Annotated in this window: 8 protein-coding genes; 4 read left to right on the top strand and 4 right to left on the bottom strand. The window is 63.4% G+C overall.

Features of this window, described 5'->3' with window-relative positions:
- Positions 1-25: 25 nt before the first annotated feature.
- Positions 26-1,195, top strand: coding sequence for an OpgC family protein (locus J2Y63_RS25435; protein ID WP_435268359.1), 1,170 nt, complete (start codon positions 26-28; stop codon positions 1,193-1,195).
- Between the two features lie 9 nt (positions 1,196-1,204).
- On the opposite strand, the gene J2Y63_RS25430 is transcribed toward J2Y63_RS25435, so the two are convergent.
- Positions 1,205-2,962, bottom strand: coding sequence for a glucan ABC transporter ATP-binding protein/ permease (locus J2Y63_RS25430; RefSeq protein WP_256119548.1), 1,758 nt, complete (start codon positions 2,960-2,962; stop codon positions 1,205-1,207).
- A gap of 301 nt (positions 2,963-3,263) precedes the next feature.
- On the opposite strand from J2Y63_RS25430, the gene J2Y63_RS25425 reads away from it, so the two are divergent.
- The 3 genes from J2Y63_RS25425 (at position 3,264) to J2Y63_RS25415 (ending at position 8,275) form a co-directional block, all read left to right on the top strand.
- On the top strand, positions 3,264-4,004 hold the full coding sequence (locus tag J2Y63_RS25425) for a helix-turn-helix transcriptional regulator (protein WP_435268358.1): 741 nt from the start codon (positions 3,264-3,266) through the stop codon (positions 4,002-4,004).
- A gap of 121 nt (positions 4,005-4,125) precedes the next feature.
- Positions 4,126-7,584, top strand: coding sequence for a pyruvate carboxylase (gene pyc, locus J2Y63_RS25420; RefSeq protein ID WP_435268357.1), 3,459 nt, complete (start codon positions 4,126-4,128; stop codon positions 7,582-7,584).
- A 139-nt stretch (positions 7,585-7,723) separates the two neighbouring features.
- Positions 7,724-8,275, top strand: coding sequence for a GNAT family N-acetyltransferase (locus J2Y63_RS25415; RefSeq protein ID WP_435268356.1), 552 nt, complete (start codon positions 7,724-7,726; stop codon positions 8,273-8,275).
- Positions 8,276-8,461: 186 nt separating this feature from the next.
- Here J2Y63_RS25415 and J2Y63_RS25410 read toward each other — a convergent pair whose 3' ends face one another.
- From J2Y63_RS25410 to acnA, 3 genes are all read right to left on the bottom strand, one after another.
- Positions 8,462-8,836, bottom strand: coding sequence for a DUF2794 domain-containing protein (locus tag J2Y63_RS25410; protein WP_319324935.1), 375 nt, complete (start codon positions 8,834-8,836; stop codon positions 8,462-8,464).
- Positions 8,837-9,179: 343 nt separating this feature from the next.
- Complete coding sequence (locus tag J2Y63_RS25405; RefSeq protein WP_435268355.1) at positions 9,180-9,956, bottom strand: DUF1223 domain-containing protein; 777 nt, start codon at positions 9,954-9,956, stop codon at positions 9,180-9,182.
- A gap of 175 nt (positions 9,957-10,131) precedes the next feature.
- Positions 10,132-12,825 carry an aconitate hydratase AcnA gene (acnA, locus tag J2Y63_RS25400; RefSeq protein WP_435268354.1) on the bottom strand — a complete coding sequence of 898 codons (2,694 nt, stop codon included), beginning with the start codon at positions 12,823-12,825 and terminating at the stop codon, positions 10,132-10,134.
- Between the last annotated feature and the right edge of the window lie 83 nt (positions 12,826-12,908).

Raw genomic sequence — 12,908 nt, 5'->3', positions numbered from 1 at the left:
ACCCCCATCGTGGACCAGAGCAGACATGACTGACAGACATGGACCGGGGGGCGCAGTGCCGCAGACACGCGACACGCGCCTCGACGTCTTCCGGGCGCTTGCCCTCCTGACGATCTTCGTCAACCACGTTCCCGGCCAGTACCTGGAACACCTGACGCACAAGAATTTCGGCTTTTCCGATTCGGCGGAAGCCTTCGTGCTGATTTCCGGCATGTCGGTCGGACTTGCCTATGGCGGGCGGTTTGCCGTCGGCGAGCGGTTGGCGGTGACCCTTCGCATCCTGCGCCGCGCGCTGACGCTCTATGTCGCGCATATCATGACGAGCGTCATCACCTTCGCGATCTTCGCCGGCGGCGCGCTGTGGTTCTCGCGGCCGGACCTCTTGTCGGAAATCAACCTGCGCGCCGTCGTCGACCGCACGGAGCAGGGCGTCGTCAGCATGGTGCTGCTCGGCCACCAGTTCGGCTACAACAACATCCTCTCCATGTATGCCATGCTGTTCCTGATGCTGCCGGGCTTCCTGTGGCTCTACCAGCGCAGCGTACGCCTGCTGATCGCCGTCTCCGGCACGATCTGGCTTTGCGCCGGGATCTGGCGGATCGCGCCCTCGAATTTTCTCGACGACGGCTATTGGTTCCTCAACCCGCTGTCCTGGCAGTTCCTCTTCGTCATCGGCTTCGTCGGCGTGCTGCGCGCCAAGGGCAAGGGATTTTCGCGCAATCCCGTGCTGCTGGCGCTCTCGGCGAGCTATCTCGTGGTCTCGATGCTGTGGGTCGTGCTTGCCTGGTGGAACATCGACTTTTCCTATGGCCTGCCGGCGGTGCTGACGGGCTTCGACAAGACGTTCCTGTCGACGACGCGGCTGCTGCATGTGCTGGCCGGCGCCTATCTGGTGGCGACGATTCTCGTTCTGTCGAACTGGGCGGCGCTGCCGATCAGCCATCCGCTGGTGGCGGTCGGGCGGCATTCGCTGGCGGTCTTCATCTTCGGCACCATCCTCGCCATGGCGGGGCAGGTGCTGATGTTCGTGACCGGCAAGAACCCGATCCTCGGCACGCTCTATACGCTCGCCGGCATCGCGCTGCATCTCGCCTATGCGCGCTATCTCGACTGGCAAGCCTCCATCACCGGCCCCAACGCAAAACGGCAGGGCATGCGTGCCCTGCCGGTCGAAGGGGGCGATGCCCCGAAGTGATGACGTCGATCAGGCGGCGGTGTGGCTCTTGCGCACGTCGTCGTCCGTCAGGATGCCGCTTGCCCGGAGCAGCGCGGCAAAACGGCCGTTGCTCTGGCTGAGATCGTTGAACGTGCCCATCTCGGCGATCTGGCCGTGATCCATGAACACGACGAGGTCGGCCTCGCGCACCGTCGAGAGGCGGTGGGCGATGATGAAGGTCGTGCGGTTGCGGCGCAGCTGGTCGATCGCCGACTTCACACGGGCCTCCGTCTCCACGTCGAGCGCGCTGGTCGCCTCGTCGAGCACGAGGATCGGCGCGTTCTTGAGGATGGCGCGGGCGATCGCGATGCGCTGGCGCTCGCCGCCCGACAGACGGTTGCCGCGCTCGCCGACATGTGTCTCGTAGCCGCTCTGGCGCGAGGTAATGAAGTCGTTTGCCGCTGCCGCCTCGGCCGCCGCCTCGATTTCCTCCTGCGTCGCACCCTCGCGGCCGAGACGGATATTGTCGGAGATCGAGCGGTTGAGCAGGCCCGCATCCTGGAACACGGTGGCGATCGACCGGCGCAGCGACTTGCGCGTCACCGTGCCGATATCGACGCCGTCGATGAGGATCTGGCCGGAACGCGGCTCGTAGACGCGCTGCAGCAGGTTGACCAGCGTGGTCTTGCCGGCGCCCGTCGGGCCGACGATGGCGACGGTCTGGCCGGCTTCGACGGTGAAGGAGACGTCGCGCACGCCCTGGGTGGCATTGGCGAAGTCGAAGCAGACATTGCGGTACTCGACCCTGCCCTTGACGTCGCCGAGTTCGCCGGCCGTCGACGGCTCTTCGCGGTCCTTGACGGCGTCTTCCAGCGTGAAGAAGTCCTCAAGCTTGGCGCGGGCCTCGAAGATCTGCGTGGCGAAGGCTTTCATCTGGTCCAGGCGGCCGATGAGCAGGCCGGCAAAACCGATGAAGGCGATGACGTCGCCGACGCGGATTTCGCCGCGCTGCACCAGCACCGTGCCGATGACGAGGATGGTCATCATCGAAATCGTCGACGCGATGCGGTTGAGCGCGCTGGCGATCGCCCACCAGTCGAGCACCGGGAACTGCGCATTGATCAGCCGTTCGGCAAAGCGCTTCAGTTCGCGCGTCTCGGCCTCGATGCGGTTGTAGCTGTGCACGACCGAAACGTTGCTGATGGAGTCCGACACATGGGAGAAGACGGTGTGGTAGTGGTTTTCCACCGAAGCCTGGCCCTCGCGGGTGCGGTTCATCACCACCTTGCCGATGATGACATAGAGCACGCCGAGCACGACCAGCACCAGCGACAGGCGATAGTCCATCACGAAGGCGGTGGGGATGAGCAGCACCAGCGCGATGGCGGTGGCGAGGTGCGTGCGCATGAATTCGAGCCAGAGGCCGAACAGCGTTTCGCAGGCGCGCAGCAGCGTGTGCAGGGCGTTGGAGGTGCCGCGCTGGCTATGCCAGGAGAGCGGCATGGAGATGATGCGGCCGAAGGCTTCCGTCAGCAGGCTCGCGCGCCGGCCATGGGCCAGGCGGTCCGCCTCGCGGGCGACGAGCACATAGGCGAAGGTGTTGAACAGGCCGAAGCCCGCCCACATCAGGAGCATCGGCGTGACGTCGCCTTTGGAGGAAATGGCGTCGATGATGCGACCGAAGAGGATCGGCTCGGCAATGGTGATGACCGCGAGCACGATATTGGCGACAACCACCGAACCCACACGAATCTTGTAGACCCCCAGATAACTGAGAGCTCTTGCATAGACCTGAAACAAAGACACGGAATAAGGCCTTTCCGGCGATACCTGTTGTGCGGTGCAGCGAAAGCACCCGTTTTCTTTGCAGTGCGCTGTTAATCAGCGGAAGGGGCAAAAGTTCGTGAACGGCGTGCAAATTTCATGACTCACATGAAATGTTGCGTGATTTTCAGTTTTGCGCGTCACGACGTCCCTTAGCCGATTGATTTTCATCATGCGATCCTGCCAATTGTATGCGGGGCAACATGAATGGGACATGACTGGTCAAAAGAGGGCCAGCTTCATTTCTTCTGGATATGGAATGGGCGCATAAAGTGCAGGGCATATGAAAATCAACCTGCTGGTACAGTTTCTTGCGCTGATCGACGAATTGCGGGGCCGGGAAGAGACGACGGCCGAGTTCGAACGTCTGCTGACGCATTACGGCTTCGACTATTACGGTCTCATCCAGGCGCCGAAGCCGGTGGAGAGCCCGTCGAGCCTGCTGCTCGCCGGCCGCTGGCCCAAGGGCTGGCCGGAAACCTATCTGCGCAAGCGCTACATGCAGGTCGACCCGACCGTGCGTTACCTCGGCCATGCGCAGGCGGGGTTTCGCTGGAGGGATACGCTCGGCGCCTTCCGCCTCAGCCCGCATCGCAAGCGCATGGAACGCATGATGGTGGATGCGCGCCAGAACGGGCTGGAGGACGGCTACATGTTCCCGGTGCACGGCCGGCGCGGCCTGCTCGGCAGCCTCAGCCTCGGCGGCAGGCCGGTCGAGCTGGAAAGCGTCGAGATCGGGCTTTTCGACAGCATCGCCCGGCAACTCTACTGGAAACTGCTGCTGGCGGCCGATCCGGAAGCGGCTGCGCGGCTTTCGGCTATCGTCGACGTGGAATTGACGCGGCGCGAAATGGAGGCGCTGAGCCTGCTTGCCGAGGGCATGACCTCGCATGACATCGGCCGTGTGCTCGGCATTTCCAGCCATACGGTCGACTGGTACATGAACGGCATCCAGGAAAAGCTCGGCGCGCGCAACCGGCACCACGCGGTCGCCATCGCCTTCCGGCTCGGGCTCGTTTCCTGAGCCTTAACGGCGCAATTCTTTTGCCGGATGACGACTCCAAAATTGAACTTTGAAAATAACCCGCTAATAATTCTCTTCGCGGGTGCAGCAATTCCCGTTTTCAAGTCATGAGGAGTCCGACTTGCCCATTTCCAAGATCCTTGTCGCCAACCGGTCCGAAATCGCCATTCGCGTGTTCCGCGCAGCCAACGAGCTCGGCATAAAAACGGTGGCGATCTGGGCGGAAGAGGACAAATTGGCACTGCACCGCTTCAAGGCGGATGAAAGCTACCAGATCGGCCGCGGCTCGCATCTTTCCCGTGACCTCGGGCCGATCGAGAGTTACCTGTCGATCGAAGAGGTGATCCGCGTCGCCAAGCTTTCCGGCGCCGACGCCATCCATCCGGGCTATGGCCTCCTGTCCGAAAGCCCGGAATTCGTCGATGCCTGTGACGCTGCCGGCATCATCTTCATCGGCCCGCGGCCCGATACGATGCGCCAGCTCGGCAACAAGGTGGCCGCGCGCAATCTCGCGATTTCCGTCGGCGTGCCGGTCGTGCCGGCGACCGATCCGCTGCCGGACGATGCCGATGAAATCCATCGGCTTGCCGAAAGCATCGGCTATCCCGTCATGCTGAAAGCCTCCTGGGGCGGCGGCGGGCGCGGCATGCGCGCCATCCGCGACCCGAAGGACCTGCTGCGCGAGGTGACGGAAGCCAAGCGCGAGGCGAAGGCCGCCTTCGGCAAGGACGAGGTCTATCTCGAAAAGCTCGTCGAGCGCGCCCGCCACGTCGAAAGCCAGGTGCTGGGCGATACGCACGGCAATGTCGTGCATCTCTTCGAGCGCGACTGCTCCATCCAGCGGCGTAACCAGAAGGTCGTCGAGCGTGCACCAGCGCCCTACCTCAACGAGGCGCAGCGCAAGGAGCTTGCCGATTATTCGCTGAAGATCGCGCGTGCCACCAACTATATCGGCGCCGGTACGGTCGAGTACCTGATGGATGCCGATACCGGCAAATTCTACTTCATCGAGGTCAATCCGCGCATCCAGGTCGAGCACACCGTCACGGAAGTCGTGACCGGCATCGACATCGTGAAGGCGCAGATCCACATCCTCGACGGCGAGGCGATCGGCACGCCGGAATCGGGCGTGCCTGATCAGGCGGACATCCGCCTCAACGGCCACGCCCTCCAGTGCCGCATCACCACGGAAGATCCGGAACAGAACTTCATTCCCGACTATGGCCGCATCACCGGCTATCGCTCGGCCTCGGGCTTCGGCATCCGCCTCGATGGCGGCACGGCCTATCCGGGGGCGGTCATCACCCGCTTCTACGATCCGCTGCTCGTGAAGGTCACGGCCTGGGCGCCGAACCCGGTGGAAGCGATCACCCGCATGGACCGCGCGCTGCGCGAATTCCGCATCCGCGGCGTGGCAACGAACCTCACCTTCCTTGAAGCGATCATCAGCCACGAGCAGTTCCGCAACAACACCTACACGACCCGCTTCATCGACACGACGCCGGAGCTGTTCCAGCAGGTGAAGCGCCAGGACCGCGCGACGAAGCTGCTGACCTACCTCGCCGACGTCACCGTCAACGGCCATCCGGAGGCCAAGGGCCGCCCGAAGCCGCCGGCGGATGTCGCCAAGCCCGTCGTGCCCTTCATCGAAGGCACGGTCCAGGCCGGCACCAAGCAGAAGCTCGACGAACTCGGCCCGAAGAAATTCGCCGAATGGGTTCGTGGCGAGACGCGCGTGCTGATGACCGACACGACGATGCGTGACGGCCACCAGTCGCTGCTCGCCACCCGCATGCGCACGCATGACATCGCCCGCGTCGCCGGCACCTATGCGCGCGCGCTGCCACAGCTCTTCTCGCTGGAATGCTGGGGCGGGGCGACCTTCGACGTCTCCATGCGCTTCCTGACGGAAGACCCGTGGGATCGTCTCGCCCGCGTGCGCGAAGGCGCGCCGAACCTGCTGCTCCAGATGCTGCTGCGCGGCGCCAACGGCGTCGGCTACAAGAACTATCCCGACAATGTCGTGAAATACTTCGTGCGCCAGGCAGCCAAGGGCGGCATCGACGTGTTCCGCGTGTTCGACTGCCTGAACTGGGTCGACAACATGCGCGTCTCGATGGAGGCGGTGGCGGAAGAGAACCGGATCTGCGAGGCGGCGATCTGCTATACCGGCGATCTCCTGAACTCGGCCCGCCCGAAATACGACCTCAAATATTACACGGCGCTCGCCGCCGACCTCGAAAAGGCCGGCGCGCATATGATCGCGCTGAAGGACATGGCCGGTCTCCTGAAGCCGGCGGCGGCGCGCGTGCTGTTCAAGGCGCTGCGCGAATCCACCGACCTGCCGATCCACTTCCACACGCATGATACGTCGGGCATCGCGGCCGCGACCGTGCTGGCCGCCGTCGAATCCGGCGTCGACGTGGTGGATGCGGCGATGGATGCGCTTTCCGGCAACACCTCACAGCCCTGCCTCGGCTCGATCGTCGAGGCGCTGAAGGGCACCGACCGCGATCCGGGTCTCGATCCGGAATGGATCCGCCGCATCTCCTTCTACTGGGAGGCCGTGCGCTTCCAGTACGCCGCCTTCGAAAGCGACCTCAAGGGGCCGGCCTCGGAAGTCTACCTGCATGAAATGCCGGGCGGCCAGTTCACCAACCTCAAGGAACAGGCCCGCTCGCTGGGGCTTGAGACCAAGTGGCACAAGGTGGCCCAGGCCTATGCCGACGCCAACCAGATGTTCGGCGATATCGTCAAGGTGACGCCGTCCTCCAAGGTGGTGGGCGACATGGCGCTGATGATGGTCAGCCAAGACCTCACCGTCGCCGACGTGGAAAACCCGGCCAAGGACGTCTCCTTCCCGGAATCGGTCGTCTCCATGCTCAAGGGCGATCTCGGCCAGCCTCCGGGCGGCTGGCCGGCAGCACTCCAGAAGAAGGCGCTGAAGGGCGAGGAACCCTATACCGCGGTGCCGGGCTCGCTGCTGCCGCCGGCCGATCTCGATGCCGAGCGCAAGGCGGTGGAGGAGAAGCTGGAGAGGAAGGTCGACGACTTCGAGTTCGCCTCCTACCTGATGTATCCGAAGGTCTTCACCGACTATGCGCTGGCCGCCGATACCTATGGGCCGGTGAGCGTGCTGCCGACGCCGGCCTATTTCTACGGCCTGTCGCCGGGCGAGGAGCTGTCACCCGAGCTGGAAAAGGGCGTCTCGCTCGTCATCCTGCACCAAGCGCAGAGCGAGCCGGATGCGCAGGGCATGGTAAAAGTGTTCTTCGAGCTGAACGGCCAGCCGCGCCTCATCAAGGTGCCGGACCGCAACCGCGCGGCGACGTCCACGGCGCGGCGCAAGGCAGATATCGGCAATGCCGCCCATCTCGGCGCGCCGATGCCGGGCGTCATCTCGACGGTCTCGGTCTCGGCCGGCCAGGCGGTCAAGGCCGGCGACGTGCTGCTCTCCATCGAGGCGATGAAGATGGAAACGGCGCTGCATGCGGAGAAGGACGGCACGATCTCGGAAGTGCTGGTGAAGGCCGGCGACCAGATCGACGCCAAGGACCTGCTCATCGTTTACGGTGCCTGATACGTCAAACGTCGCTTGAAAGCCAAACCTGGATATGGGATGGGACGACCCATCCCATATCCTTGTTTTGTCTTGACGCAATTTCGGACGCAAAACCGCTGCACACTTTTGCTGAAATTGCTTTTAATACAGGCTTTCCATGAGCTTCGTCATTCGCACCGCCGATCTCGGCGACATTGCCGCTTTCACCGAAATCTACCGCGAGTCCGTGCTGAACGGGGTGGCGAGCTACGAGATCGACCCGCCCTCGCTGGACGAGATGGCGGCGCGCTTCCAGGCGATCACCGACAAGGGTTATCCTTATATCGTCGCCATCGAGCAGACCGGGCTCATCCTCGGCTACGCCTATGCGTCGGCCTTCCGCACGCGGCCGGCCTATCGCTGGCTCGTCGAGGATTCGGTCTATCTGGCGCCGGAAGCGCGCGGCAAGGGCGTCGGCAAGGCGCTGCTGGCGGAGCTCATTCGCCGTTCGACGGAGCTCGGCTTCCGCCAGATGGTCGCCGTCATCGGCGGCGCCCATCCGGCCTCGATCGCCGTGCACGCGGCGGCGGGTTTCGAACATTCGGGCCGCATGACCGCCACCGGCTTCAAGCACGGCCGCTGGCTCGATACGGTCTTCATGCAGCGCGCGCTGGGTGACGGCGCGGAAACCGAGCCGTCTTCGGCGAGCTATCCGGGCACGATAGCGTAAACGGCACCCCCCCTCTGCCCTGCCGGGCATCTCCCCCTCAAGGGGGGAGATCGAATCGTGGAAACGCCTCGCCCGGCACGAACATTGCGAATCGGATACTGCCCCCACGCCCATCCAATCTCCCCCCTTGAGGGGGAGATGCCCGGCAGGGCAGAGGGGGGTGGACCCGGCGGTGCGATGTGGCGGTTACGTCTCGATGAGCCGCAGCACCTTGTCGAACACCTTGAGCACCTGGTTGAGCTCATGGCCGCGCTTCAGAATGGTGCCGTGCTGGTTGACGACGCTGTAGGCGCCCTGTTTGGCGGCAAGCTTGGGGTTTTTCTCGATGCGGTAGAGCGGCATTTCGCCCGAACGCTTGAAGACGGAAAACACCGCCTTGTCGCGCATGTGGTCGATTGCGTAGTCGCGCCATTCCCCTTCGCCGACCATGCGGCCGTAGACCCAGAGGATTGCATCGAGCTCCCGTCGATGGAAGGTTACAGGCAGCGGATCCCGGCTGCTCTTATATTCCCTAAGGTCGACCACGACATTGGAAGCCTGCAAATCCGGCTGATCAGTCATCGAATCTCCGCACCTCGTCTGTGACGGCTGGGTGACAGTGTGCCTGACCAAAACGGAAATGCAAGGCGGATGGGCGAAGACTTGCGTTTTCGCAAAAATCCTTCTCGCCGCAATTCAGACAAACAGACGCCCAATTTACGGGAGAAAGTCCGCCAGTCGCAGCCTCTACCTGCCTGCTGCCTTGTGCGGGAAGCAGGTATTGTCGGGGTGCGTCTGTCGAAGTTGCCCAGTATTCCGTTGCCGGTAGCTTCGTCTCGGTCCGGTCCGTCTTTCTTCGAACCCTCAAGCCCCAGCCCCTCGAAGAAGCCGGACCGGACCTCCCCCCAAAAGGGGGAAAAGACATTCATCGCGAAGCTTTATCACCCGTCAAAACGGTCGCGCCGAGAATCGCGCCCGGCGTATCGGCCGTGCGCATGCGCTGCAAAAGCACGGCGCAGCCGCCGGATTTCTTTTTCTTCTTCAGCATGTCGGCCGGTAGGACCAGGTTGGTCTCCTTGCCTTCCCACATGCCGATCGTTTCCATGTCGGTGACGGCGTGCCAGTAATTGACCCGCTTGCCGCGGTTTTCGCCCTTGTCGATGTCGATCGTGCGTTCGCGCTCGAAATAGGCGATGACGATATTGGCCTTGCCCTCGCCGGGGCCGACGCGGATGCGCAGCTCATCGTTCTTCACCTCGACATCGACCGGTACGTTGAGCCCCTTGCCCTCGTTCGGCATGGCGCCGATGCGCGAGCGGATGCCGGAAATATCGGCGCCGTTGATGTGCTCGCGGCCGTTCAGCACGGCCTGGGGCGTATAGACGCCGCTGCGGCCGAACATGCGGGCATAGGCATATTGCCGGTCGGTATTGTCCTTGGAGGCGAGCGTGTCGGCCCAGCCGAGATAGTTCCAGTAGTCGACATGGTAGGAGAGGGCGACGACCTCGCCTTCCTGCGCCAGCGCGGCGAGCGCCTTGTCGGCCGGCGGGCAGGAGGAGCAGCCCTGGCTTGTGAAGAGCTCGACGACACCCTTGGGCTTGATGGATTGCTTGGTGACGGATTCCTGGGCATGTGCAGCCCCTGCGCCGGCTCCGAGCGCAAGCAGGATCGCCAGACATTCCAGTATGTGCGGTCTCGGCATGATCATTTCCAATGGAGTGGCGGCGGGTGGCCAGCCATTTGAGCCCGTCATACGCGCTTGCCGGTTCAACAGGAAGTCACGATGGAGTGAGACTCATAGCTGAGAAAAACGCTCCGGAAAACGAAAAATGCCGGGGTTTTGGCCCCGGCATTTCGCATTTTGACGCTGAAAACGATCAGGCGGCGAGATCGCGCAGAACGGTCTGGAGAATGCCGCCATTGTTCATGTAGGTCACCTCGTCGAGCGTATCGATGCGGCAGAGGAGGGGAACCTCCTTCACGGTGCCGTCGGCATAGGTGATCCTGGCGATCTTCTTTTCGCGCGGCTTGATGTCGCCTTCGAGACCATCGATCGTGACGACTTCGTCACCCTTCAGGTCGAGCGTCGCCCAGGTCGTGCCGTCCTCGAAGACGAAGGGCACGATGCCCATGCCGACGAGGTTGGAGCGGTGGATGCGCTCGAAGGACTGCGCCACCACGGCCTTCACGCCGAGCAGGTTGGTGCCCTTGGCCGCCCAGTCGCGCGACGAGCCGTTGCCATATTCGACGCCGGCGAAGATGACGAGCGGAACGCCCTCGGCCTTGTACTTCATGGCCGCGTCGTAGATCGACATCTCTTCCTTGGTCGGATAGTGGATCGTGTAGCCACCTTCCTTGCCGTTCGGGCCGAGCATGTGGTTGCGGATGCGGATGTTGGCGAAGGTGCCGCGCATCATCACTTCATGGTTGCCGCGGCGCGTGCCGTACTGGTTGAAGTCGGCCACGGCGACGCCGTTGCCCGTGAGATACGCACCGGCAGGCGACGCCGCCTTGATCGAACCGGCCGGGGAAATGTGGTCGGTTGTGATCTTGTCGCCGAACAGGCCGAGGACGCGCGCGCCCTCGATGTTCTTGAGGCCCGAGCCGGTCTTGCCCATGCCGACGAAGTAAGGCGGGTTCTGCACATAGGTCGACTGGTCGTCCCAGGCATAGGTCTGGCCCGCCGGCACCTGCACGGCCTGCCAGTTCTCGTCGCCCTTGAACACGTCGGCATATTTCGCGGCATAGAGCGCGCGGGTGACGTATTTCAGGATGAATTCCTGGATTTCCTGCGAGGTCGGCCAGATGTCCTTGAGGTAGACGGGGTTGCCGTCCTGATCGTCGCCGATCGGTTCCTTGGTGAGGTCCTTCTGCACCGAACCGGCCAGCGCGTAGGCAACGACCAGCGGCGGCGAGGCGAGGTAGTTCGCCTGCACGTCCGGCGAGATGCGGCCTTCGAAGTTGCGGTTGCCGGAGAGCACGCCGGCGGCAATCAGGCCCTTGTCGTTGATCGTCTTGGAGATCGGCGCCGGCAGCGGGCCGGAATTGCCGATGCAGGTCGTGCAGCCGAAGCCGACGAGGTTGAAGCCGAGCTTGTCGAGATCTTCCTGCAGGCCGGACTTGGCGAGATATTCGCCGACGACCTGCGATCCCGGTGCGAGCGACGTCTTGACCCACGGCTTGGTCTTCAGGCCCTTGGCGACCGCGTTGCGGGCGAGAAGGCCGGCAGCGATGAGGACCGACGGGTTGGACGTGTTGGTGCAGGAGGTGATGGCGGCAATGGCGACGTCGCCGTGGCCGATATCATAGTCGGTGCCTTCGACAGCGTAGCGGTTCGAAAGCTGGCCCGGCTTCTTGTAGTCGGTGTCCATCGAGCCGGCGAAGCCGGAGGCGATGTTTTCCAGCGGGATGCGGCCTTCCGGACGCTTCGGGCCGGCCATGGCGGGCACGACGTCGCCGAGGTCGAGTTCCAGCGTGTCGGTGAAGACGAGGTCGGCTCCGTCGCCGTCACGCCACATGCCCTGGGCCTTCGAATAGGCTTCGACCAGCGCGATGCGCTGTTCTTCGCGGCCGGACATGGTGAGGTAGTTGACTGTTTCGCCGTCGACCGGGAAGAAGCCGCAGGTCGCGCCGTATTCCGGGCCCATATTGCCGATCGTCGCGCGGTCGGCGAGCGTCATGTTGTCGAGGCCGGGGCCGAAGAATTCGACGAACTTCGAGACAACGCCCTTCTTGCGCAGCATCTGCACGACCATCAGCACGAGGTCGGTCGCGGTGACGCCTTCCTTGAGCTTGCCGGTCAGCTTGAAGCCGATGACCTCGGGCAGAAGCATGGAGACCGGCTGGCCGAGCATGGCGGCTTCCGCCTCGATGCCGCCCACGCCCCAGCCGAGAACGCCGAGGCCGTTGATCATGGTCGTGTGGCTGTCGGTGCCGACGCAGGTATCCGGGTAGGCGATGATCTCGCCGTCTTCTTCCTTGGTCCAGACCGTCTGGCCCAGATACTCCAGATTGACCTGATGACAGATGCCGGTGCCCGGAGGAACGACGCGGAAGTTCTTGAAGGCCTGCTGTCCCCACTTCAGGAAGCGGTAGCGCTCGCCGTTGCGCTCGTATTCGAGCTCGACGTTGCGGGCGAAGGCGGTCGGCGTGCCGAATTCGTCGACGATGACGGAGTGGTCGATGACGAGGTCGACGGGAACGAGCGGGTTGATCTTTTCCGGATCGCCGCCGAGCGACACCATCGCGTCACGCATGGCCGCAAGGTCGACCACGGCCGGAACGCCGGTGAAGTCCTGCATCAGCACGCGGGCCGGGCGATAGGCGATCTCGTTTTCGACCGTGCCCTTGTTGGTCAGCCATTCGGCGACGGAAAGGATGTGCTCCTTCGTAACCGACCGGCCGTCCTCGAAGCGCAGCAGGTTCTCCAGAAGCACCTTCATCGAGTAGGGGAGCTTCGAGACGCCCGCGAGGCCGTTCGCCTCGGCCTTGGGCAGGCTGTAATACACATAGTCGGTGCCGTTGACCGTAAGGGTCGAACGACAATTGAAGCTGTCTAGGGATTTGGACACTTTATACCCCGTTCCGTCTGGTCGCCAGAAAACTGACGTACGAACGCCCGTGCGCGTTTAGCGCGAATGGGATGCGGGTGCGG

Source organism: Shinella sp. BE166, assembly GCF_051201095.1.
GTDB classification, from domain to species: domain Bacteria; phylum Pseudomonadota; class Alphaproteobacteria; order Rhizobiales; family Rhizobiaceae; genus Shinella; species Shinella lacus.
This window is presented reverse-complemented; position numbering and strand designations above follow the sequence as displayed.

Bases quoted from the DNA above. Each gene is read 5' to 3' on its own strand.
- J2Y63_RS25435 (WP_435268359.1), top strand. From the start codon at position 26: ATGACTGACAGACATGGACCGGGGGGCGCAGTGCCGCAGACACGCGAC.
- J2Y63_RS25425 (WP_435268358.1), top strand. From the start codon at position 3,264: ATGAAAATCAACCTGCTGGTACAGTTTCTTGCGCTGATCGACGAATTG.
- J2Y63_RS25415 (WP_435268356.1), top strand. From the start codon at position 7,724: ATGAGCTTCGTCATTCGCACCGCCGATCTCGGCGACATTGCCGCTTTC.
- J2Y63_RS25410 (WP_319324935.1), bottom strand. From the start codon at position 8,836: ATGACTGATCAGCCGGATTTGCAGGCTTCCAATGTCGTGGTCGACCTT.
- J2Y63_RS25405 (WP_435268355.1), bottom strand. From the start codon at position 9,956: ATGCCGAGACCGCACATACTGGAATGTCTGGCGATCCTGCTTGCGCTC.